At 51.2% G+C, this 21936-nt stretch carries 23 protein-coding genes; 16 read left to right on the top strand and 7 right to left on the bottom strand.

All coding sequences use genetic code 11. The features are described 5' to 3' along the window. Window positions 1-96 precede the first annotated feature (96 nt). Window positions 97-1842, top strand: coding sequence for a sensor histidine kinase (locus tag NR121_RS18815; RefSeq protein WP_054817142.1), 1746 nt, complete (start codon window positions 97-99; stop codon window positions 1840-1842). On the opposite strand, the gene NR121_RS18810 is transcribed toward NR121_RS18815, so the two are convergent. From NR121_RS18810 to NR121_RS18800, 3 genes are all read right to left on the bottom strand, one after another. Next, window positions 1764-2570 (bottom strand): DUF444 family protein, encoded by an 807-nt coding sequence (locus NR121_RS18810; RefSeq protein ID WP_256380584.1) that lies wholly within the window; start codon window positions 2568-2570, stop codon window positions 1764-1766. The two genes, NR121_RS18815 and NR121_RS18810, sit on opposite strands and share 79 nt — an antisense overlap. Window positions 2571-2825: 255 nt before the next feature. Further along, on the bottom strand, window positions 2826-4202 hold the full coding sequence (locus NR121_RS18805; protein ID WP_062406864.1) for an MFS transporter: 1377 nt from the start codon (window positions 4200-4202) through the stop codon (window positions 2826-2828). 319 nt (window positions 4203-4521) lie between these two features. Then, window positions 4522-5187 carry a 3'-5' exonuclease gene (locus NR121_RS18800; protein WP_054817143.1) on the bottom strand — a complete coding sequence of 222 codons (666 nt, stop codon included), beginning with the start codon at window positions 5185-5187 and terminating at the stop codon, window positions 4522-4524. A 485-nt stretch (window positions 5188-5672) separates the two neighbouring features. Here NR121_RS18800 and NR121_RS18795 point away from each other — a divergent pair, with 485 nt between their 5' ends. From NR121_RS18795 to NR121_RS18775, 5 genes are all read left to right on the top strand, one after another. Then, entirely contained in the window at window positions 5673-6698 is a 1026-nt protein-coding gene (locus NR121_RS18795) for a tripartite tricarboxylate transporter substrate binding protein (protein WP_074727274.1), read from the top strand. Between the two features lie 18 nt (window positions 6699-6716). Beyond that, on the top strand, window positions 6717-7181 hold the full coding sequence (locus NR121_RS18790; RefSeq protein WP_054817145.1) for a tripartite tricarboxylate transporter TctB family protein: 465 nt from the start codon (window positions 6717-6719) through the stop codon (window positions 7179-7181). A gap of 12 nt (window positions 7182-7193) precedes the next feature. Beyond that, window positions 7194-8723, top strand: coding sequence for a tripartite tricarboxylate transporter permease (locus tag NR121_RS18785; protein WP_062406870.1), 1530 nt, complete (start codon window positions 7194-7196; stop codon window positions 8721-8723). A gap of 127 nt (window positions 8724-8850) precedes the next feature. After that, a complete protein-coding gene (locus NR121_RS18780; RefSeq protein ID WP_062406872.1) occupies window positions 8851-9522 on the top strand; it encodes a GntR family transcriptional regulator in 672 nt (223 codons plus the stop codon). A gap of 48 nt (window positions 9523-9570) precedes the next feature. Continuing rightward, window positions 9571-10914, top strand: coding sequence for an MmgE/PrpD family protein (locus tag NR121_RS18775; RefSeq protein WP_062406874.1), 1344 nt, complete (start codon window positions 9571-9573; stop codon window positions 10912-10914). A gap of 108 nt (window positions 10915-11022) precedes the next feature. Here the strand turns inward: NR121_RS18775 and NR121_RS18770 are convergent, their stop codons facing one another. The 3 genes from NR121_RS18770 to NR121_RS18760 form a co-directional block, all read right to left on the bottom strand. Continuing rightward, on the bottom strand, window positions 11023-11865 hold the full coding sequence (locus NR121_RS18770; protein WP_062406876.1) for a 1,4-dihydroxy-6-naphtoate synthase: 843 nt from the start codon (window positions 11863-11865) through the stop codon (window positions 11023-11025). Then, window positions 11862-12572 (bottom strand): futalosine hydrolase, encoded by a 711-nt coding sequence (locus NR121_RS18765; RefSeq protein WP_256831748.1) that lies wholly within the window; start codon window positions 12570-12572, stop codon window positions 11862-11864. The genes NR121_RS18770 and NR121_RS18765 overlap by 4 nt, the downstream gene beginning before the upstream one ends. Before the next feature lie 168 nt (window positions 12573-12740). After that, window positions 12741-12956: a hypothetical protein gene (locus NR121_RS18760; protein WP_054817149.1), complete on the bottom strand. Its 216-nt coding sequence runs from the start codon at window positions 12954-12956 to the stop codon at window positions 12741-12743. Window positions 12957-13176: 220 nt separating this feature from the next. Here NR121_RS18760 and NR121_RS18755 point away from each other — a divergent pair, with 220 nt between their 5' ends. Together NR121_RS18755 and NR121_RS18750 are read left to right on the top strand one after the other, a co-directional pair. Further along, window positions 13177-13479, top strand: a complete 303-nt coding sequence (locus NR121_RS18755) for a hypothetical protein (RefSeq protein WP_054817150.1) — start codon at window positions 13177-13179, stop codon at window positions 13477-13479. Window positions 13480-13511: 32 nt separating this feature from the next. After that, the gene (locus NR121_RS18750) at window positions 13512-13895 is read left to right on the top strand and encodes a DUF423 domain-containing protein (RefSeq protein ID WP_054817151.1); all 384 of its coding nucleotides are present in this window, start codon (window positions 13512-13514) and stop codon (window positions 13893-13895) included. Window positions 13896-14180: 285 nt separating this feature from the next. On the opposite strand, the gene NR121_RS18745 is transcribed toward NR121_RS18750, so the two are convergent. Continuing rightward, window positions 14181-14681, bottom strand: a complete 501-nt coding sequence (locus NR121_RS18745; RefSeq protein ID WP_137669878.1) for a hypothetical protein — start codon at window positions 14679-14681, stop codon at window positions 14181-14183. 156 nt (window positions 14682-14837) lie between these two features. On the opposite strand from NR121_RS18745, the gene NR121_RS18740 reads away from it, so the two are divergent. From NR121_RS18740 to NR121_RS18705, 8 genes are all read left to right on the top strand, one after another. Further along, the gene (locus tag NR121_RS18740) at window positions 14838-15140 is read left to right on the top strand and encodes a YunC family protein (RefSeq protein WP_054817153.1); all 303 of its coding nucleotides are present in this window, start codon (window positions 14838-14840) and stop codon (window positions 15138-15140) included. Window positions 15141-15341: 201 nt separating this feature from the next. After that, the gene (locus tag NR121_RS18735; RefSeq protein WP_054817154.1) at window positions 15342-16055 is read left to right on the top strand and encodes a FadR/GntR family transcriptional regulator; all 714 of its coding nucleotides are present in this window, start codon (window positions 15342-15344) and stop codon (window positions 16053-16055) included. Between the two features lie 123 nt (window positions 16056-16178). Next, on the top strand, window positions 16179-16928 hold the full coding sequence (locus tag NR121_RS18730; RefSeq protein ID WP_256831744.1) for a (Fe-S)-binding protein: 750 nt from the start codon (window positions 16179-16181) through the stop codon (window positions 16926-16928). Beyond that, window positions 16906-18411: a LutB/LldF family L-lactate oxidation iron-sulfur protein gene (locus tag NR121_RS18725; RefSeq protein WP_256831742.1), complete on the top strand. Its 1506-nt coding sequence runs from the start codon at window positions 16906-16908 to the stop codon at window positions 18409-18411. Before NR121_RS18730 ends, NR121_RS18725 begins: the two co-directional genes overlap by 23 nt. Further along, a complete protein-coding gene (locus tag NR121_RS18720; protein ID WP_054817155.1) occupies window positions 18404-19189 on the top strand; it encodes a LutC/YkgG family protein in 786 nt (261 codons plus the stop codon). The genes NR121_RS18725 and NR121_RS18720 overlap by 8 nt, the downstream gene beginning before the upstream one ends. A 199-nt stretch (window positions 19190-19388) precedes the next feature. Further along, on the top strand, window positions 19389-20144 hold the full coding sequence (locus NR121_RS18715) for an IclR family transcriptional regulator (RefSeq protein ID WP_137669881.1): 756 nt from the start codon (window positions 19389-19391) through the stop codon (window positions 20142-20144). Between the two features lie 29 nt (window positions 20145-20173). Then, window positions 20174-20947: an SDR family NAD(P)-dependent oxidoreductase gene (locus NR121_RS18710; RefSeq protein WP_074727265.1), complete on the top strand. Its 774-nt coding sequence runs from the start codon at window positions 20174-20176 to the stop codon at window positions 20945-20947. 32 nt (window positions 20948-20979) lie between these two features. Next, on the top strand, window positions 20980-21891 hold the full coding sequence (locus NR121_RS18705) for a fumarylacetoacetate hydrolase family protein (RefSeq protein WP_054817156.1): 912 nt from the start codon (window positions 20980-20982) through the stop codon (window positions 21889-21891). Window positions 21892-21936: the final 45 nt, after the last annotated feature.

The following is a 21936-nucleotide window of genomic DNA, read 5'->3' as shown; positions in this document are numbered from 1 at the left end:
ACCATCCGCTTGATCGTCCGGCTTCGACAAATTCATACAACATCGGCTATAATTATATTTAGAACATGGTTTATCATATCGAACAGAGGTGGCCGCATGGTATTATTAAAGAAAATACCTCTCAAAACGTCCCTTGTTTTTATCCTTGTGTTGATGACATTGAGTTTCATATATTACCAGCACATGAAAGACATCATCATCCAAAATCAAATGGATCGAATGCTGCTGCTTTACAACAGCGTTCGGATGAGCCTCGAACAATCGGCGACCGGTGAGAAGTTTGTAGAGGATCTCATCGGGCAAAACCTCCGTACTGCAGCGATAGCCGCCAAATTCAAGCTTGATCCCGACATTGGCAACATAGATAATCAAGAGCTTGTTGAGCTGAGCCGGCAGCTTGGCGTTAATCATATTACCTTATTCCAACGGACAGCGGACGATATCGTAGGTGTGAGGTCTTCAGACCCTAAAGATTTGAATGTAAGCTCCAAGGGCTGGGATACGATCTACAAAGTATTCCATCAATTGTTCGATCTTCAGGATGTGGATGTCGGCATGGGACAGGCATTGCCTCATTACTGGAGCTCTCCCTTCGACACGGCGACCTCCAACCCGGAGAGCGTGAACAAATGGGGCTATTACTATGATGGAACGACGAATTATATCATTAATCCTTTTGTACATAATACCGACTTCCGCACATATCAAAGCTTAACCGGCATTGAAGATGCCATTCGCAGGCTGACGAAAGAAAATGAACATATCGGACTGGACATATCGGTACTGAATTCGGATAAATTGATGAACCGCCAGCATCTCGGTCTGAACCCTACTCCAAGCAATTGGTATTCAGAACGGCTTGTTTTGTTTGGAAAATACCGGTACAAGTCACCCGATGACAAGGAGTTTGGCCAAAAGGCGCTTGAGACCAAGAATACCGTGTTTTATACCACGATATCCGAAGGGAAGCAGGTGTTCAAAAGCTTAACTCCGATCCATGGGGATTATATAAAATACAATGCTGCCGGGACGCCCCCTTTAATTGAAATCTCGTATGACTATACGGAGATTCAGCAGCTGTTGCAGAAACAATTCAGCAACACTTTGTTATTTATGCTGATCTGCATCGGCATTTCTCTGGCTATTATTGCTTCCATTTTTATATTGTACAACCGCAATAAAGAACTTGCCGTACAGGATGTACAGGACGCCTATGCCGGCGATATCGAAACTTTGTTTCAATCGATCAGGGAACAGCGGCACGATTTTATCAATCATATTCAAACGATCAATGCTTTTCTGACATTAAAGCAGTACGAGGAATTACATTCCTATACGAAGACGCTGGTAGACGAAATACGGGTAGTCAATGATCTGGTGAATATCAACAACCCGCCGCTCATCGCCTTGTTTCAGGCCAAACTCACGCAAGCCGAGAGCAAGCAAATTCGTTTTGAGTATGCCTTTAGCCAGATGGAAAAAGTAAAGCTGAGCCCGGTGAAGGCGACGGATATTGTCAGGCTGTTAAGCAATTTAATCGATAATGCGTTCGACGCGTCCATGGAGCTGAATCCGGAAAACAGGTTTATCCGGGTGGAAGGCGAGGTCGTCCACCATCAGCTGCAGCTCAAGGTGATGAATAGGGGGAATCCGATCGCCCCGGATATTCAGGGAAAGATATTTCAGCCGGGCTTTACGTCAAAACAGAATGGGAAAAACTCCGGCCTGGGGCTTCATATCGTGCGGCAGCTGGTGGAACGCTATCATGGGTCCATACAACTGAAAAGCGAGAATGGCATAACGGAATTTTCCATTTCCATTCCGTTAAAGGGAGTATTATAATTTCGATGAAAAAAAGTCTGCCTTGGGCCTTGGCCTAAGCAGACTTTGGTTCGTTTTGCCACTCCCATGGATCCGGATGTATCCATCATAGCCAGGATAAGCGCATTGGAGTGCGGCGTAACGATTTCCTCCCACGTTTTGAACCGAAGATCGTCAGGACTGATATGGTGAATCCCCGGGTCGCCCCCGCGTGCGTTTCGGCGCAGATTTTCCAGAATCGTCCGCTTCTTATCGATGTTGGACATAATTCCCTTCTTGCGGATGTCGTTAAATATAATCTCTTTCGTCGTCACATTATGTTTTTCTTTCTGCTGCAGGTTAGGAAGCTCCAGCTCTTCAAACAGCATGGACTGCAGCTCTTCCATTTGAACCTCCGCATCGTAATAATCTTCTCCGGGTTGATCACCGGCGCCCTCGCCTTTGCCCGAGCCTGAAGCAGGCTGGGGATCAACCCCCAGCACGTCGCCAACCTGACTGTCACCGTCCCCTTGACCGACATGCTTGCTCTTGTTGTAGTTATAGCGAAAACGGTATTCATCCAGACTTCGTATAGGCACCTTCACAATCTGCTTGCCGTCCGACATCACAATACTTTCGTCCGTCACCAGGTCAGGCAGGTTTTGCTTGATCGCTTCACGTACTTTTTCTTGATGTCGGGTCTGGTCTTGATACCCTTTGCGGTGCAGCGACCAGTCTTCACGGGATACGGTAAATAAAGGTTTAGTCATACGGAACACCTCCTGAAGGCTTTTTATAATGGAAATCCGTATTCAAAAGCACGAACGGTACCAGACGATAGTGAATCAAGACTTTAAAATAAGTGCTTGTTACTAAATATATTCAAGTGACCGGGGGATATGTGAGACGGACAGATGCGTATTTTTTTATTCCATCCGGGCCAATGCGTTATCTTTGTATGAAAAACGGTACAATGATGCAGCCCTTTTTTGTATGATGGTTTGAAAAATGGAACGAAAAAGCCTTCAGACCGTTCTTTTGACACCACGGCCCAGCCGGAAATAAAAGATGGTACACACGACGATCACCATGAATGCCAAAACGGCAAATATGTTGCTGTAGATCAATGCCGGTCTATACAGAAGAAACGGATTGAATTGCAGTGAAGAAGTGCCGAAGTCCAGCATTTTACTGATGATTGTCGTCGCTGTGGCTCCGGAAATGAAATTCATCATCATAAGCAGGCCCATGCCTACTCCGGCCTGTTCTTTCGGCAGGGTCCGGGAAACCAGGTTGGACATGGCGATCTGCATGAACGTTTGTCCCACATTGCCGAATACAAGGAAGATCATGACAATCAACGGAGATAGTCCGGCGACAAGAGACAACGAGCTGAAAGAAATAAACAGCAGGATGACCGCAGTATAGATTAGTTGGGCATTGCCTTTTCCGTCTGCGATTTTTCCGCCCGTTTTACCGAGCAGCGATGCCGTCAGAGCTCCGGGAAACATGATGAATCCGATGACTGCCGGCGCCAAATGATTCAGGTTTGACAGCATAAGAGGAGTGATAAACGGAATTCCGAAGCTGAGTCCGGTGGAGAGAAAAGCAATAAGAATGCCGTAGGTGTACTGTTTGTTACGAAACAAAGCGGGCTGGATGAACGGATGATCGACGCTTCGGATTCGCCAAATAAACAGAACCAGCAGGATCGCTCCAATGAACATCGGCGTCCACGTTCCGTTGGTCACAGCCAGGAGCAAGAAGGCAATCGTCCCGGCCATCAATCCTCCCCCGAGGAGATCGGTTTTCTTAGCGTGCCCTTTGGCGTCGTCCAAATATTTGCGGAAAAACGGCAGTGTCAGCAAAACGAGCAGGGAAAGGCAAAAGAGAAAGCGCCAGCTGGCCAAGCTGGTCACGAAGCCGGCGACAATCGGACCGATAGCCGTACCCAGCGCGAGACCTGCCGTGGTGGTTCCAAGCGCTCTCCCCCGCTTTTCGGGAGAGAAATAACGTACGGGAATCAGCATTCCGGTTGCCGGAATAACGGAAGCCCCCATCGATTGCAGAATTCGCCCGGTGATGACCATCCAGAACTCCGTTGCCATCAGACCAACGATCGATCCCAGAGCGAAAAAGAACAGTCCGAACGTGAGCAGATCCTTCAGCCGGTACGTATCGGCCAGTTTGCCGTAGGTGACCGAACCGATGGCATAGACGATGATATATCCCGTTACGATCCAGCTGACCTGGGATGGCGAGAGATGAAATTCTTCGCTGATTGAAGGCAGTGCGACGTTGAACATTGTTGCGTTCATAACGGATAGAATCAGCGTAAAAAACATAACGCGAAGCAGTTTTTCTCCGGCCTGCGTTTGATTGGCGGGTGAAGCGGTGCTCATGAAATATCCTTCTTTCTACAAATAGATCAGATTTGTACGCCTGTCCGTACCATGGGGCAGCCGTTTCCCAGGTTTCTCTTGATCATGTTATCGATTAACCGGGAGATGCTGGGCTCATCTTTTTGCGTAGAACAGGCTAACCGGTTCTGTGTCTGGCCATCCTCCTTTTCCCGTTGGCTTAAGACAGATACAAAAAATACTATAGAATAAAAAGGTTGTTTGAACAAGTTTTTTTCGGCTGATCGGCCGGCGAAGGAAAGGGACCTTCTTCATGAAGGTCCCGGATGAGCTGCAGGCTGTCATCATTGAATCTGCACCGTCAGGAAGCGTCCGGCCGCAGCAGCTTGGCAAGCGCTTGAAAAGGAGAACTGGCCTCTTCTTCGCCTGAAGAATAAACCACCTCGCTGGAGTATGTATAATCATCCTCAGGCGCGTTGGTCTGCAGCTCGAAATCTTCAAAACGTTTGACGAATACCAAGGCGGTGTTGTACGCATCGTCCAGGGCCCGATGATGACTGCCCTCGAAAGCGATCCCCTCCATTTCCAAGGCCCGCTTCAGGCCGATCTGCTGATACACCTCGCCGCCGGCTTTTTTGGAGTACTGTCGCTGCAGATTGTTGTGGTTTTTGATCCAGTCCGGATCCAGCTTCACTTCGCGGCAGTGGCGGATCAATTGATACTTATCATCGGACCCCCACGCACACAAATAGTAGTCTTCATTCCCGATCCATTGGGTCCACAGCTCGACAGCTTCGCGAAAGTCGGGCGCCCCCGCCATATCTTCCTGCCGGATGCCGGTAAACTCCGTCGTATGCCTGGTTAGCACCGGATTCCCGGACGGCCTGACGAACGTTTGAAATTTGTCTGCAATCTGCAAGCTTCCGTTTACCTCGGCCACTTTCACGGCGCCGATCTCGATAATCTCCGCCAAATGCTGCTGCTTCCGCACGACTGTAAATTCCAAATCGTAAATGATATATATCATCGTGATAAACGCTCCTTCGAATAGATGATACATTCATTGTAACAGATTTTCGGAGCGGGCGGAGAATTTTAAAAGGCGGACGGCAAAACGGGAACAGGATCGGACTATTTTGGCCGGGCATAAAAGTACAAAAACCATATCGCGTGATACTGTTCGTCTGCAGCCGCGCGGCGAAATGGTTCATAGATGCACAGGGATCTTGTATTTTGTTTGGCTTCAGTTCAATTAAACCACAACTAAACGGTATACCATTAATTTAAAATGTAAGCGTTTTAAGAATATATATTAAATAGTGAAAATGAAAGATAATAGGAGATAAATAAGTATTTTATTTAAAAAATAAGGATATTTTGATTTTGACTAAAAACGAGCTTTTGCGCAATAATTAGCATCAATTGGTATACCATTTAACTAAAGTGGTATACCGGTAAGAGGGGTTCGACGGTTTGTGCGATTTTTTTTAAAAAAAAGGGAGGATTTTAAAAATGATGAACAAAACATCGGCATCACTGCTTTTGGCTTCCGTGCTCGGGCTGCAGCTGCTCACAGGTTGCGGAACAATGGCCACAGAAGGGCAGGGTCAGGGGGCAAGTCCTGCGGCGGCAGAGAAAAAAACATTAGACTTCCCGACGAAATCCGTTACGATTGTGGTTCATACGAAGGCGGGAGGTCCCACAGATACGATGGCTCGCGAATTAGCCAAAGCAGCGGAGCCGTTTTTGGGCAAACCCATACTCATTGAAAATCAACCCGGTGGAAGCGGAGCTTCCCAGATGGCGGAATTAGCTAAAGCCAAACCGGACGGGTATACGCTTGGAACATTGACCCCTTCTCAAATCGGAATGTGGAACAGCAATTTGAAAGACCAGTTTAACGTAGACAGCTATACTTACGTATCCGGGGTGCAAATCGACCCGTATGTGATTGCTGTTCGCGCGGACAGCCCTTACAAAACGCTGCAGGATCTGGTAAAAGCCATGAAGGAAAAGCCCAAAACCCTTAATGTCGGCGGGTATGGCGCAATCGGCTCGGGCCACAATGTAGCATGGAACATTTTTGCCGAAAAAGCGGGTGTGGAAGCCAACTGGGTGCCTTATGAAAGCACCGGTGAAGCGGTTACAGTTCTCTTGGGCAATAATATTGATGTAGCCAATTCCAATCCCGCTCAAGTTTCCCAATATGTCAAGAGCGGTCATTTAAGAGTGCTGGGCGTCATGTCGGATAAGCGTTTGGAAGAATGGCCCGATGTTCCGACCTATAAAGAAGCCGGATATGAAGTAGATACCTCTTGGGCACAATTCAGAGGAATTTATGCGGCTGCCGGGATCCCGGAGGAAGTCCTGGCAAAACTGAACGATGCTTTCGGGAAAGCGATGCAAACGGAAGGATTTAAGAACTATATGAAAAACTCGCAAATGGTGGACGGAACAATGGATCACAAGCAATTTACCGAGTATGTGAAAAAGCAAGACGCCTTGACGAAAGAATGGCTCGGAAAATTGAGCAAGTGATTAAAAGGGAGAGCGAACATGAATAAAACAGTGGATCGATATGCAAGTCTGGTTTTTCTGGCCATCGGAGCTGTTTTCATGTACAAAAGCAGTCAATTGGCGGCCCAAAGCTCGATTGACACAAGCGTAGGGCCCAACGTTTTCCCCTTCGGGCTTGGATTTGTTCTCGTACTGTTAAGTTTCCGGCTGTTATATGAGACCTTTCAATATAAGGGCGAGAGCAAGAAAAAGACCGCCGCATTGGATTATAAACGATTCGGCATCATCCTGGCCGCCACCATCTTATACGTGCTGCTTCTTGAAGTTCTCGGCTATGTGATTTGTACATTTATTTTTCTTCTGATCGGTTTCCAGACGATGGAAAGAGGAAAGTGGTTCCGGTCCGTTCTGATTTCAGTCTTCTTTTCCTTCGGATTGTATTATCTGTATGTCGAAGTTCTTGAAGGTACCTTACCTGGATTACCATCATGGATGGGAATTTAAAGGGGATAAAATATGGACACATTACAGTTTTTATTTACAGGCTTCGGCATCGCCTTTCAATGGCATAACTTGCTCTTCGCCTTTTTCGGGGTGCTGATCGGCACAGCGGTAGGCGTACTGCCGGGAATCGGTCCGATGAGCGGGATCGCCCTGTTAATTCCGGTGACGGCTTCGGTTACAGGCGGACTGGGTCCGGACGAGGCCGCCGCCAGCTCCATTATTTTGCTTGCAGGGGTTTATTACGGAGCGATGTACGGCGGGTCTACCACTTCCATTCTGCTTAATACGCCGGGTGAATCCTCTTCTGTCGTTACGACGTTAGACGGGCACCAAATGGCCAAGCAGGGGAGGGCAGGAGCGGCCTTGGCGATTTCGGCCATCGGATCCTTCGTGGCCGGGATCGTCGCCCTGGTGGCGTTGATCTTTCTGGCGGCTCCTCTATCCAAACTGGCGATTCGTTTCGGTCCGGCAGAATATGTCGCCTTGATGATCCTCGGTTTATGCGCGGTGAGCGGGCTGGCCGGAAAATCGATGACCAAAGCGTTGATGATGACGGTTTTCGGGCTGCTGCTGAGCACGATTGGATTAGATACCGTTTCAGGCGTTGCCCGTTTTACCTTTAATAACCCCGCATTATTTCAAGGGCTTGAATTTTTAACGGTCGCTGTCGGTTTATTCGCGCTCGGTGAAGTGTTTAAAACCATTCTCGAAGGTGATTTCAATACCGGGACCGTCGCCAAAATCCAAAAAGTGATGCCAACGAAGCAGGACATTAAAGTCAGCACCATGCCCATTATCCGCGGATCGTTATTGGGGTTTATTATTGGGGTGCTGCCCGGAGCCGGTGCAACGTTAGCTTCCTTTTTCGCCTATTCCGTAGAGAAAAAGGTGAGTAAAACGCCGGGCAAGTTCGGGCAGGGGGCCATTGAAGGGGTTGCCGCACCTGAATCCGCCAACAACGCAGCGTCGGGGGGAGCGATGATCCCGCTCCTTACCCTTGGCATTCCCGGCTCGGGAACGACGGCTATTCTCATGGGCGCCTTGATTATGTACAACGTGCAGCCGGGTCCTTTGTTGTTTGAGGAGCATCCGACCATCGCCTGGGGACTCATCGCCAGTATGTTTATCGGGAATGTCATGCTGCTGATCCTGAATATGCCGCTTGTGAAGATATTTGCCAAAATTATCGAAACGCCGCCCAAATATTTGATACCCATGATTATAGCCATCTCGATTTTCGGCGTGTACGCCGTGCAGGTATCTGTTTTTGATCTTATGCTGTTGATCGTCTGCGGCCTTGTCGGTTATTTCTTCACTCAGCACGATTTTCCGTTGGCACCCATTGTGCTGGGCCTGGTGTTAGGGCCCATGATTGAAAATAATTTGCGCCGGGCACTGATTACGACCAATGGAAATTATATGATTTTTGTAGAAAGACCGGGCTCCCTGATTTTATTATCCATCGCCGCATTGTGGATCCTGATTCCCATCGTGCTGAAAATGAAAGGGAAAAAAGTGATTGTGAATGACGAGGCGGCTTAAGCGTTGCAAAAATCGACAATTTAACCCGATCCGGGCTTCCCTCTCTCATGAGAACGTCAAGCAGGTTGAAAAATGGAAAAAACATGAGAAAATAATGAAACAACACATTTGAGTGGGGGATGTACAATTGGCGGAGGAATTCAACACCAAAGTAGACGGAGTATATGAGTATATTTTTGATGCGATCAAAAGGGGGGATTTTCATTCGGATAAGATTCTTTCGGAGCGTGAATTAGGCAATTTGCTCGGCGTTAGCCGAACACCCATTCGCGAAGCTTTTCGTAAACTGGAAAAAGAGGGACTGGTACAGTACGAGCCTCATAAAGGCGTCAGGGTCATCTCTTTCTCTCATGAAAAAATACGCCACCTGTATGAAGTCAGGGAAATGTTAGAAGGCTTGGGAGCCCGGTTGTTATCCCAGCACCCCAACCAATCCGCTATTCAAAGGCTTCACAAGCTGTTGGAGCAGGCCGAGCAGGCGGCGGAACAAGGCAATATCGCCCTGTTATCCAAAATTAACGCCCAATTTCATATGGGTATTGCATCAGGCTCCGAAAATGTGTATTTAATCCATGCCTTGCAAACGCTGCAGTCCCATATCACCATTATTATGGCCAAGTCTCTTTCGCAAAGCGGCAGACCCGTGGAAAACCTGAAGGAGCATTGGCTGATACTCAATGCCATTGAGAGCAGAGACCCGGAATTGGCAGAGGTGACGGCCAAATTCCATATTCGGAATGCATATTCCAATGCCATAAAACAACTCGATCGCCGCAATGAAGATAACGATGCCCCCTAACTGGCAGGGGGAATTCATAAAAAATAGGATGAATAGGGAGAGAACAAGATGATTACACAAACGCTGGTACACAATTGCCTAAATACAAAGTGGGAAGATATTCCGCAGGAAGTCATTCAGCATGCAAAGAAAAGTATTTTAAATTGGATGGGCGTTGCCGTCGGTGCGGCTTATCATCCTTCGGTAGACATGCTGTTGAGCTTGAAGGAAGACCTACAGTCTACCGAACAGGTGTCTATTTTTGGGAGAAAAGAGAAGGCCGATATATTGTTCTCCAGCTTGATTAACGGCATGAGCTCTCACATTTTCGATTATGATGACACCCATCTGGATACGATCCATCATCCCAGCGGACCCGTGGCCCCTGTTTGCTTTGCGCTTGCTGAAAAATACGGCCTGAGCGGCAAACAAGTACTGCGTGCTTTTATTCTTGGAGTAGAAGCGGAGCTGCGGATCAGCAATGCCGTTTATCCAAGTCATTATCATCTGGGATGGCATATTACGAGTACGGCCGGTGTATTCGGCTCCGCCATTGCCGCAGGAATATTGCTGGAATTGAATGAAGAGCAAATGCTGTATGCTTTAGGTATAGCCGGAACCCAAGCATTTGGGCTGCGTGAAATGTTCGGCACGATGACCAAGCCTTTCCACCCCGGAAAAGCGGCCGAGAACGGATTGCTTGCCGCATTGCTGGCACAAAAAGGATTTACCAGCTCCAAGCAAGTTCTTGAAGCCAAAAGGGGCTTCGCCAATGTATTGGCGCCGGAACATGATCTCGACAAGGTCAACGTGAATTGGGGAACCCAGTGGGAAACGCTTAAAAATGCATTTAAACCTTATGCCTGCGGTATCGTTCTTCATCCGGCCATTGATGCGTGCATTGCCTTGGGGAAAAAAGTTGCCGATCCCGCTCTTGTAAAAGAAATCGAAATTACCGTCAATCCATACGTGCTTGAGTTGACGGGAAAACCTGAGCCGCAAACCGGATTGGAAGGGAAATTCAGTATCTACCATACAGGAGCTATTGCTTTTCTCGATGGCGATGCCAGTGAAGAACAGTATCAGGATGCCAAAGTGCTGGATCCGCGGACGATCGAATTCAGAAATAAAATCAAACCCGTGGTCAATGAAGCATTCGAAGAGGACGAATGTGCAGCGAAGCTCACCACAGTAGACGGGAATGTGATTGAATACCGGGTGAAGCATGCTACAGGCAGCATTGAAAATCCGATGACAGACGAGATGCTCTGCAGCAAATTCAGAAATTTGGTGAAAGGAATCCTGGACAGCGAGAATACAGAGACTATCATTCAGAAGCTCTATGAGCTGGACTCGGTAGAAGATATCAATGAGATTATTCCATACTGCACCCAATCCAAAGTATCTGCGTAAATACTTGATCTTTTAAATCCCCTTCTTCAAGGGGACAGAACCCTTATAACCCAACCAAAAGAAACCCTCTGTACCATAGATCGCATGGTTCCGGAGGGTTTTTACGTTTCAATGATTTTTGTTTCTTAAAGCGGCAAAATCAACCGCCGGTATCAGTCCTTCTTCAGACGCCCTGCGGAGCAAAGTCGTAACCGCGGCGTATCCGTCTTCGCCTAAGTCCGCGGTGAATTCGTTAACGTATAAATCGATGTGAGCTTGCGCGACTTTGGGATCCATTTCCTGAGCGTGACTCAGGATGTAATCCCGTGACGCTTCCGGATGAGCCCAGGCATATTCGACAGACGCACGGGTCCACCGGGCAATGGCATCAAGGTCCAGAGAACGATGGGCTATGATCGCACCCAGCGGAATGGGAAAGCCGGTATCACCCTCCCACCAGTTTCCCAGGTCGACCAGAAGAGAAAGCCCGTACGACGGGTAGGTGAAGCGCGCTTCGTGGATAACCAATCCGGCGTCGATCGAGCCGTCTCGTACCGCCGGCATGATTTCGTGAAATGGCATCACCACAATCTCGCCCACGCCTCCCGGTACTTGCTGGGCCGCCCACAGCCGAAACAGCAGATAGGCGGTCGAGCGTTCGCTTGGCACCGCAATCCGCCGGCCGGACAATATCGAAGGGTCATTCGTGCCGTCCTTCGTCAGCACCAGCGGCCCGCAGCCTCTGCCGAGCGCGCCGCCGCACGGTAAGAGGGCATATTCGGACATCGCCCAAGGTAGAGCCGCATAGGAGATTTTAAGCACTTCCGGCCCGCTGCCATTGGCCGCCAGGTTATTGGTGATATCAATGTCTGCATACTGCACGTCCAGCTTCGGCGCACCGGGCAGCAGCCCATGCACCCAGGCATGAAAAACAAAAGTATCGTTGGGACAAGGTGAAAAGGCGATTTTCATAGTTGAACCTCCCTCAGGATTGTACTTGCTGCTTCTAACGCATTCAGGGCGTCCCCGATTCGCCACGCGTCACGGTCCCTTGGGCCAACCGGGTTGGAAATCGCGCGGATTTCCAAAACGGGTATGCCAAATTTGACGGCGGCCGCAGCCACGCCATAACCTTCCATTCCTTCTGCAGCGGCACCCGGGATCCGGGCGGACAGTGCTGCAGCGGTAGCGGCCGTACCCGTTACCGTCGACACCGTCAGGACCGGACCCGTATGTACCGGCAGCCCGGCATTCCGGAGTGCCTCCGTCACCCGTTCAACCAGACTGCCGTGGGCGTGTACGCGGGCTGTACCGAACCCCAGCTTGTCCAGACTGACGAAGCCCTCGGGGGTCTCGGCCCCCAGATCGGCGGCGACCATCTCCTCGGCGACAACCAAAGAGCCGATGGGAGCCCGTCCCGGGAACCCGCCGCCGATTCCGGCGCTAATCACCAGGTCATAATCGGACTTGGCCGACGCCAGGACCGCCGCAGTGCCGACTGCGGCGGCTATCGGACCAACGCCTGCTCCTAGGACGTCAAATCGGCCGTCCCCCTTCAGCCCCCGGCATATTGCATCCTTCTCGGCTTCGACGGCCGTTATCACAAGAATCCGTTTTCTCCGTTCCTCCGGCCCGGAGTTAGGGAAAAGCGACGCATCCTCGATGTGATAGATTTCCATTGGTATAATCCCCTTTTTCGTCTTTCAAAAAAGCGTAATGCGTAAAGGAGTTTACTCCCGGTCGCGTATCAGACATTATTATTATAGTACTTCAGCCGGACTTGAACAAATGCTGCCAAGCCATGACCTTCTGAAATGCCGGATACTTGCCCACCGGTTAACGGAGAGTCAGCCGTAAGCTTTGCCTTTGGTCAGTATACAGGGTACGCCTTTACCCACAGCACCGGGCAGCGACATTTTTTGCAGGTAGCGCCGTCCTCTTTCGCATTTGAGACAGCGTGCGCAGACATCTGAGGTGACAACCTTCATATTGAACCGGTTTTTATCAATGGAGGATGGGGGGGTTTTCTTTTTGAAATTTTTGTTTTTGCTCACCGTTTTCATCTCCTAAGGCTTGGATGTTGCATATTATGACGGAATGCTTCGTTTTGCCACCCGAGCGGAAAGCCGGAGACCGTTTTTTTGCTGAGCTCGAAATGATGATGTCAAATCCTGTTGAAAAAAGAGGAATGCAGGGATGCCGTGTTGAATCACTAAACGTATTCGGGGTACGGATTCATAAGCCCGCCGTACGGCGGTACCCTTTAACCGAAGGAGGAAGGCAATGAAGTATATGATCTGCCAAATGGTCAAAATTGTAGATATGAATGACGAGATCATGTCTGAGGTCTTGTTCAACCATGGAGAATATGAAGCGGCGATGCTGTCCGTAGGGTCTACCGTGGTTTCATATCCGTTGGGACTTAAAGAATTTGAAGTGGTGCATGATAAAAGAGAAGGCAGACGGGAGCGCTTCAGGGTGATTGATGTCGAATTCGATTTGATCGCTCAACCGACGTCTACCCGTGTCTTTCTTGAACCGGTCACTTTGATCATCGGTCAGCATGATGTCGGACAGATGGTTTAAGCGGGTCCGAAGAGATGGGGGGTGAGCAGAGAATGAACAGTACGTTTGTCGCCATCGGCAGCATCTGCGCGCTTTTGTCCGTTGCGCTCGGCGCGTTCGGTGCGCATGGATTGAAAGAGGTGTTGACGCCGAACATGCTGGCAAACTACCAGACCGGCGTGCAGTACCAAATGATGCATTCGCTGGGGCTGATCGCCATAGGACTGTGCGCATCGATTCTTCCGGCCGGCGGACATCTGCGCCGTGCAGGGTGGTTTATGCTGATCGGCATCATCTTGTTCTCGGGAAGTCTTTATGTTTTGAGTATAACGGGCATTACGGCACTCGGAGCGATTACGCCGATCGGGGGCATTGCCTTTTTGTTGGGGTGGCTGTTTCTGGCGCTTGCAGCTTGGAAAAGCCCGTCCGAATCATAATTCAACACAGAGATCGTCCGGTGGTGCACCGGGCGTTTTTTTATGCTTTCGGAGCAGCCGTAATGGCTGCCGACCGAATAAGTTGAGGATCGGCATCTCCTTCATCGGGGAAGGGCGTCACCCATGGCGGCGATGCGAACATTGCAGCCGTCCATGATGCCGATGACAGCACATCGGAGTCTGCGTGTGAGCGCCGAAAGGGGTGAAACGGAAGAAGAGCTTGAATTCCTGCGGAGTCATCTGTGCAATGAAGTTCAAGGCTATTCTTCTCTTCGTACTTACCCATTAGTGAATTTCATAATCGTCGATTTCGTTGATTTTAAACAGATAGACTTTTTTCTCGTCTACATGATAGACCGTCACGTTCCCGCTTGCCGAGTCTACGCTGATGATCCGACAGGGCATGCTGAGCTTGATGCCCTTGCCCTTGACGACGGACAGCCGGAGCAGGGTATTGTTCTGCTGGAACGTCATCATTTTTTCCCAGATCAGCTTGTGAGGATCGTTCTCCTGAAGGGAAGGCTCATTGGCCTTGCCGTCTCTCTTGTCTTCGGGCGAAAATGTCGTCGACTCTGCCCGCACAGTACTTTTTTTGATCACCGTTTCATTCAGAGCCTTTTTGATTTTTTTACCTAATTCCACCCCTTGCTTGATTTGATAATCCTCGACATCGTTGGTATTCAACAAGTGCAGCAGTGTTTCCAAGGCACGCCCGTTGGTTTCATCCTCTATCATGATGTCTACGTTGAACAAAAATTTGCGCTTGCGCGGATTGACTTTCTCCATAGGCGTCTCCTCTTAATTGAATTAGGTATATTATACTATACCACTATTTTATCATGAAAAGCAGCAGGGACCTTATAGATGCATAACGTCAATGGCACGCATGGGGCAGAGCATACATATACTGACAGCACAAGGTCATTAAGAGGAGTGCTTATCATGATGCGATTGGAACCGATTGATATGGGAGGACGCATCGCTCTCGCGGTCGAAGTGAAGCTGCCCAAAACAACGCTGCTCGCCGTGACTACGGATAGAGGCTATATCATGTGCGGGGCCTTAGACGTCGGACTATTGAACGAGCGGCTGAAAGAAAGAGGGATTATCGCCGGTCGGGCAACGGGGGTCAGGACGATTGAGGAGCTGCTGGAAGCCCCCTTGGAATCTGTAACCTATGGTGCGGTGGAGCTCGGCATCGTGCCGGGGATGATCGGAAAAGATGCGGTTGCACGGATGTTTTAACCAAAGGAAAGCCGCCGGGCGTTGTTCGGCGGTTTATTTTTAGCACATAGATAATCCGGGGGCTTGGAAGGCGCCGGGCGGCGTTGAATGGACGGTTTGGGTATGGGAAGGCCCGGGGACGCGATCCCGTCTGGTTGTGCTCCTTGAGAATCCGGGTATAATGTTAATATCGGAGGCAACGACAGACAGGGGGAGTCATGGTTGGAAATCCAAAAGATCAGAACGCACAAAATCTATGAAGCCATAGCGGAGCAAATCAAGGAGCAGATTGTGTCTGGCGGATTGAAGCCCGGAGAGAAGCTCCCTTCAACGAAAGAGCTGTCCGAACGCTTTCAGGTAGGCCGCTCAACTGTCAGGGAAGCGCTCAGCGCCCTGAAGGCCATGGGGCTGGTAGAGATTCATCAGGGCGAGGGCAGCTATGTGCGAAGTATCGAATCGCGGGATGTGGGGCTGCCGGAGTTCAATTCGCTGCTGATGAGCAAGGAGACGGTGCTGGAGCTGATCGAGGCGCGGAAGGCGCTGGAGATTGCCGGGGCAGGTATGGCGGCCGAGAAGCGGACGGACGAGGATCTTCGTAAATTTGAGGCGGTGCTGAAGCGGATGGAGGCATACCTCGGCGATGAGGAAGAAGGAGAACGGTCGGACATCGAATTTCACTTGATCTTGTCCGAAGCCACACATAATTCAATCATGGTCCGGCTGATCGATTCGATCTCGTCCCAGATGCAGACGGCGATCCGTGAGACCCGCAGGCTGGAGATGTACGCCAACCGCCAGGTATCCATACGGCTTTGGCAGGAGCATCAAGCGGTATATGAAGCCATTCGCGGCCAAAATGCGGCGGCGGCACAAGAACAAATGGGGCGCCATCTGGCCCACGTCGAGCAGATCCTGCTGAAATTTCTGAAAAAGTAGTGCCGTCGGCATGGAAGCGAGATTGGAGGAACGCCCCGAAATGGACCCGACCCCCTTTTCAAAACGTAACTTATCTGATAACCTGATAAGTGAGTGAACTCATAATGAAAAGGATGGATTCCCATGAGAGTTTCCTTATTTATTACCTGCCTGGCCGATCAGTTGTACCCGGAGGTCGGCGAGAGCGTCGTCCGGCTTTTGCACCGGTACGGCTGCGAGGTGGATTTCCCGGAGCTGCAAACCTGCTGCGGTCAGCCTGCATACAACAGCGGCTATCAAGATGAAGCCCGTGAAGTGGCGCGCAATTGGATTCGCGCATTCGAGCACAGCGATTATGTGGTATCGCCGTCGGGCTCCTGTACGGGAATGGTGCATCATTACTATCCGTCATTGTTTGAGAACGAACCGGAATGGAAGGCAAAAGCGGAACGGCTGATTGAAAAAACGTACGAGTTTTCCCAATTTATGGTCAATGTGCTGGGGATAAAGGATTTGGCTGCGGAGTTTCCGGAAAAAGTCACTTATCATCCGTCCTGTCATGCCATGCGTCTTCTTGGCGTCAGGGAGGAGCCCGGCACGCTGCTGGCCCATGTGAAAGGGCTGGAGCTGATCGATCTACCGTATAAAGAGGACTGCTGCGGCTTCGGCGGCACGTTCGCGGTTAAAATGGCGAACATGTCGGAGGCCATGGTGTGCGAGAAAGCGGCCAACGTCTGCTCGACCAACGCCAGCGTGCTTGTCGGTACGGATATGGGCTGTCTGATGAATATCGGCGGCCGTTTAAATAAAGAAAATAAGCCGGTACGCGTCATGCATTTGGCGCAGCTGCTGGAGGAAGGGGTGAAGCGGGGTGAGTCGGCAGGTCGCAAATGAAAAGGAACTGATCGGGACAGGGCTGAAGCAGCGGACGGAGGAAGCGCTGGCGGATGATTTTCTTCGCAAAGCGGTAGCGTTTACAACCGATAAGCTGAAGACCGGCAAGAAAAAGGCGACGGATGATTTTGGCCAGTGGGAGGAATGGCGGGAACGCGGACGGCAGATCCGAAAGCACGTTGTGGACAACCTGGATTACTACCTGACGCAATTCTCGGACAATGTTGCCAAGGCCGGCGGACATGTGTACTTCTGCCGCACCGGGGATGAGGCGGTCCAAACGTTCATGGGCATTGCCGAAAAGCGCTGCGCCAAGCTGGTCGCCAAGGGCAAATCCATGGTGTCGGAGGAAATTCATCTGAATCGTCACCTCGAAGAACGGGGCATAGAAGCCATTGAGACGGACCTGGGTGAATATATTTTGCAGCTGGCCAAAGAAACGCCTTCCCATCTGATCATCCCGGCCATTCACAAAAACAAGCAGCAAATCGCCGACCTGTTCTCGGCAGAGGCGGGGGAATCGTTCCTGCCGGAAACCAAGGTGCTCGCCCGGTATGCCAAACAGCGGCTCCGCGACTATTTCCTCCAAGCGGATATCGGACTGACCGGCTGCAATTTCGGCGTAGCCGAATCGGGTGCGATCACGCTGGTGTCTAATGAAGGCAACGGGCGGATGGTGAGCACGATCCCCGAATGCCATGTCGTAATCATGGGAATGGAGCGGCTGGTGGCCACCTACGATGACCTCGAGGTCGTGCTGAACCTGCTTGCCAGGAGTGCGACGGGGCAGAAGCTGACCACGTATACCTCCATGATTACGGGACCGCGCCGCGAAGGGGAGCTCGACGGACCGGAGGAGCTTCATGTGATCATACTGGATAACGGGCGGTCGGCACAGCTCGGAGACCCGGTATTTCAAGAGGTGCTGCACTGCATCCGCTGCGCGGCATGTCTGAATGTTTGTCCTGTGTACCGTCACGTGGGCGGACACACTTACGGAAGCGTATACAGCGGCCCGATCGGAGCCGTACTGACACCGCTGCTGCAGCAGGACATGAAGGAAGCGGGGCAGCTGGCCTACGCCTCCAGCTTATGCGGGGCATGCTATGAAGCGTGTCCGGTAAAGATACCGCTGCATGACATGCTTGTGCAGCTTCGGGCGCGTAAGGTGCGGCTTGGGTTGACGCCGCTGGCCGAACGCGTGGCTTTCAAGACGTTCCAGACAACGTTTGGCAGCGTCAAGCTGTATCGGATGGCGACGAAGTCCGCCTATTATCTGATGAAGCCGTTTGTGAGCAAAGGCGTGATCAAAAAAGCGCCCGGACCGGCAGCGGGCTGGACGCAGTCACGCCATTTTCCAATGAAGCCGAAGCAGTCGTTCCGCGAGCGGTGGCGGGAGCTGCAGCAGGAGCTAAAGCGGGAAAGTGCCGGACGTGCAGGCGCTTTGACAAATCGAAACGGGGAGGAGCAGCGCTATGACTAAGGGTACAATCCAAGGCAGAGATGCATTTATCGGCAGCTTGTCTTCGCGGCTTGGACGCAGCTCTGTACCTCGTACAGCTCCGGCTCATCCTTTTCGGGGCGCGCCGCAATGGTATAAAGACTTGGATCGCACAGTGGAAGAGAAAATCTCGCTGTTTACCGAGAATTGGACGGCTTTGACAGGCAAGGTGCTCATTGTGGAAGCTTCTGAGGCCAAGCAGCGGATCGGCGCATGGCTGAAGGAGATCGCTGCCGAGCTCGGTGTAACGCACGTCTCCCGTTGGGAACACGAGGAGCTGAAGGCGCTCGGATTGGATGAGGCGCTCAAGGAAGCAGGCATCGAGGTTATACCGTGGGTGGAGCCCGTCAATCCGGGCGAGCTGGAATTTCAGCCTGAGGCGGGCGTGGAGGAGCTGCCTGAATCTAACTGGGCCAAGCGCAGCGAGCTGCTGAAGCGTACGGAGCGGTGCCAGCTCGGGATCGTATGGCCGGATTATGCCGTAGCGAATACAAGCACCTTAGTGCTTCAGTGCTCTCCGCAGAGAGGCCGGTCGGTCAGCCTGTTGACGGACATTTTGTTTGCCGTGTTCCGCGCCGGCCAGCTGGTGAACCGGATGGGGGAAGCGTTTGAGCGGATTACCCGGGATAAATCGTCGCCGGAGCAGTACGCTTCATCTCTCAATCTGATCACCGGCCCGAGCCGAAGCGCGGATATCGAGAACGACCTGACGATCGGAATTCACGGCCCCGGCAAAGTATATGCCGTTATTATTAAATAAGCCTTTCACTTTCCCCGCTGATCGCACAAGAAGGCTGCGCATGCGGGGTTTTGTCATTTCACGGGAAAGGGGGCAGTCTGCCGCGATTCGGCATAATTTCCGATTGACATATCAAGAAGCCGGGTGCTACTATGAAGATGTAATATACAAAACCTCGGTTTATTATAGTAAACCTAGGTTGTAACAGCATGGAGGTTGCATGGAAAAGAAGTATTGGGTACCGGCACTCGAAAAAGCGAACGATGTGCTGCAGGCGATCGCCCAGCAGCCATCCGGGCTGAAGCTGATCGATCTGTCCAAGCGGTTGGCCATCCATAAAAGCTCCATGTTTTCCTTGTTGAATACGATGGAAGCGCTTGAATGGGTTGTGCGCGAGAGCGACGGCACCTATTCGCTGGGCTCCAGACTAGGCTATATTGGAAACGCTTTTTTCAAACAGTTCAGCTTGATCGACCGTTTCCGCAAGGAGGCTTCCATCACGAAGCATATAATTAAGGAGACGATCCAGCTGGCGAAGCTGGAGGGGCGTGAGGTGCTGTATTTAGCCAAGGAAGAGATGCCCTCTCCCGTACGCCTTGCTTCGGAACCCGGGATCAAGTTTCCCGCCCATGCCACGGCGCTGGGGAAAGTGATGCTGGCTTTTCAAGACCGGGCCGAGCTGGATGCTCTGTACACTTCAGGGGAGCTGGAACCGAGGCTTACGCCTCATACGCTTCAATCGCGCGAGGAGCTGTACCGTCAGTTAGCCGAGGTCAGAGCAAACGGGTGTGCATATGATTTGCAGGAGGCGGTGATGGGCTTTAGCTGTGTGGCGGCGCCGGTGCGAGACGCGGACGGCAAGGTCATAGCGGCGATCAGCTGCTCCATGTTCCAGCACGAATGGGAGGAGAAGCGGGAACTCGCCAAAGAGGAGATCTGCGCCTTGGCCAAACGATTGTCACAAAACCCGCAATAACGGAGCAAAAAGCAAAGGATGTGATTCCCGTGAGATTGCAGAACAAAATTACGCTGATCACCGGTTCCGGATCGGGCATAGGCAGAAGCTCGGCGCTGTTGTTTGCAAGAGAAGGCGCGACCGTGATCGTCAACGACCTGCATGAGGACAAAGGGCAGGAAACGGTGGAGGACATTCAAGCCGCCGGAGGCCAGGCCATATTCGTGCAGGCGAATGTGACGAACCCGGAATCGGTGCAAGCGATGGTAGACACCGTGATTGGCCGGTACGGACGTATCGACGTTCTGTTCAACAATGCCGGCGTCAGCGGTGTCGGCGCCATTCACGAAGTGGAGCCGGAGGCTTGGGACCGTGTTATCAGCGTCAATATCCGGGGCGTTTATTTGCCTTGCAAATTCGTGCTGCCCTATATGATGGAGCGCAGGGAAGGCTCGATCATCAACATGTCCTCGTGCATTGCCGAAATCGGACTCGCCCGGCGAGCTTCCTATTCCGCAAGCAAGGGAGCGGTGCTGGCCTTGACCAAATCAATGCAGGTCGATTATGCGTCTTACAATATTCGCGTCAATGCATTGCTGCCGGGGACCATTTTTACGCCGTTTGTCGAAGATTACCTCAAAAAGTCTTACGACAATCCGGAGGAAGCGATCGAGTCGATCAAAAAGCGTCAGCTGAGCGGCGAGCTAGGCCGTCCGGAGGATGTAGCGAATGCGGCATTGTTCCTCGCATCGGACGAATCCCGGTTCATGATGGGCTCCCCGCTGTACATTGATGGCGGAGCCACGTTCGGGAAGAATGCCTGATAAAACAAAACTGTTGAGGAGGATATGCAATTATGAAACTGCTTACATTTTTGGAGAATGGAAACGCTCAGCTTGGCGTGAAAACAGACCGGGGCGTCATACATATTGGAAAAGCGATTCAAACGCTGCAAAATGCGGGACAGACGGTTCCGCAAACCGTACATGAAGTGATCGAAGGCGGCCCGGCGGCGGTCAGCGCGCTGCAGAATTTCGTTGATCAGGCTTTGGCGGCGGGCGGCAGCGAAGCGTATGTGCTGGATGAATCCAAGCTGACCTTTGGACCTTGCGTAACCCATCCGAACAAAATCATTTGTGTCGGACTGAATTACCGGAAGCATGCAGAGGAGACGAATTCGCCGATTCCGAAATATCCGATATTGTTTAACAAGTTCAACAATACGTTAACCGGCCACGGACATGATGTGCCGCTGCCCGTGAGCGTCAGCAGCAAAGTGGACTATGAGGCCGAGCTCTGCATTGTGATCGGCAAGCAGGCGAAATATGTGGCGAAAGAAAACGCGCTGGATTATGTGTTTGGCTACTGCAACGTGAACGATCTGTCCGCCCGCGATCTGCAAATGCGTACGCAGCAGTGGCTGCTCGGTAAGTCCTGCGATGGCTTCAGTCCGCTTGGACCGTACTTGGTGACGGCCGATGAAGTCGGAAACCCGAACAACCTCGGCATTCGCAGCATCGTAAACGGTGAAGTGCGGCAAAATTCCAATACGTCGGATATGATATTCCATTGCGACGAAATTGTTAGCTACATTTCTCAACATATGACGCTGGTACCGGGGGACATCATTCTAACGGGAACACCGGAGGGTGTGGTTATGGGATATCCGGAGGATAAGCAGGTCTACCTTAAAGACGGCGATGTCGTGACGATCGAGATCGAGAAGCTCGGTTCGTTGACGAACCGTATGGTGAATGAACGGGTTTAATGCCATCATAAGAGGACGGCCGTCACCCAAATAATGGAGGCAGGA

The sequence above is a fragment of the Paenibacillus sp. Pae15 genome, from assembly GCF_024519685.1.
Taxonomy (GTDB): Bacteria; Bacillota; Bacilli; order Paenibacillales; family NBRC-103111; genus Paenibacillus_G; species Paenibacillus_G naphthalenovorans.
The sequence above is the reverse complement of the archived record's forward strand: the minus strand, read 5'-3'. Positions and strand labels throughout refer to the sequence as shown.

What these genes read in the sequence shown, in the direction of transcription:
- NR121_RS18815 (WP_054817142.1), top strand. Translation starts at nt 97, where the DNA reads ATGGTATTATTAAAGAAAATACCTCTCAAAACGTCCCTTGTTTTTATC.
- NR121_RS18810 (WP_256380584.1), bottom strand. Translation starts at nt 2,570, where the DNA reads ATGACTAAACCTTTATTTACCGTATCCCGTGAAGACTGGTCGCTGCAC.
- NR121_RS18805 (WP_062406864.1), bottom strand. Translation starts at nt 4,202, where the DNA reads ATGAGCACCGCTTCACCCGCCAATCAAACGCAGGCCGGAGAAAAACTG.
- NR121_RS18800 (WP_054817143.1), bottom strand. Translation starts at nt 5,187, where the DNA reads ATGATATATATCATTTACGATTTGGAATTTACAGTCGTGCGGAAGCAG.
- NR121_RS18795 (WP_074727274.1), top strand. Translation starts at nt 5,673, where the DNA reads ATGATGAACAAAACATCGGCATCACTGCTTTTGGCTTCCGTGCTCGGG.
- NR121_RS18790 (WP_054817145.1), top strand. Translation starts at nt 6,717, where the DNA reads ATGAATAAAACAGTGGATCGATATGCAAGTCTGGTTTTTCTGGCCATC.
- NR121_RS18785 (WP_062406870.1), top strand. Translation starts at nt 7,194, where the DNA reads ATGGACACATTACAGTTTTTATTTACAGGCTTCGGCATCGCCTTTCAA.
- NR121_RS18775 (WP_062406874.1), top strand. Translation starts at nt 9,571, where the DNA reads ATGATTACACAAACGCTGGTACACAATTGCCTAAATACAAAGTGGGAA.
- NR121_RS18770 (WP_062406876.1), bottom strand. Translation starts at nt 11,865, where the DNA reads ATGAAAATCGCCTTTTCACCTTGTCCCAACGATACTTTTGTTTTTCAT.
- NR121_RS18765 (WP_256831748.1), bottom strand. Translation starts at nt 12,572, where the DNA reads ATGGAAATCTATCACATCGAGGATGCGTCGCTTTTCCCTAACTCCGGG.
- NR121_RS18760 (WP_054817149.1), bottom strand. Translation starts at nt 12,956, where the DNA reads ATGAAAACGGTGAGCAAAAACAAAAATTTCAAAAAGAAAACCCCCCCA.
- NR121_RS18755 (WP_054817150.1), top strand. Translation starts at nt 13,177, where the DNA reads ATGAAGTATATGATCTGCCAAATGGTCAAAATTGTAGATATGAATGAC.
- NR121_RS18750 (WP_054817151.1), top strand. Translation starts at nt 13,512, where the DNA reads ATGAACAGTACGTTTGTCGCCATCGGCAGCATCTGCGCGCTTTTGTCC.
- NR121_RS18745 (WP_137669878.1), bottom strand. Translation starts at nt 14,681, where the DNA reads ATGGAGAAAGTCAATCCGCGCAAGCGCAAATTTTTGTTCAACGTAGAC.
- NR121_RS18740 (WP_054817153.1), top strand. Translation starts at nt 14,838, where the DNA reads ATGATGCGATTGGAACCGATTGATATGGGAGGACGCATCGCTCTCGCG.
- NR121_RS18730 (WP_256831744.1), top strand. Translation starts at nt 16,179, where the DNA reads ATGAGAGTTTCCTTATTTATTACCTGCCTGGCCGATCAGTTGTACCCG.
- NR121_RS18720 (WP_054817155.1), top strand. Translation starts at nt 18,404, where the DNA reads ATGACTAAGGGTACAATCCAAGGCAGAGATGCATTTATCGGCAGCTTG.
- NR121_RS18715 (WP_137669881.1), top strand. Translation starts at nt 19,389, where the DNA reads ATGGAAAAGAAGTATTGGGTACCGGCACTCGAAAAAGCGAACGATGTG.
- NR121_RS18705 (WP_054817156.1), top strand. Translation starts at nt 20,980, where the DNA reads ATGAAACTGCTTACATTTTTGGAGAATGGAAACGCTCAGCTTGGCGTG.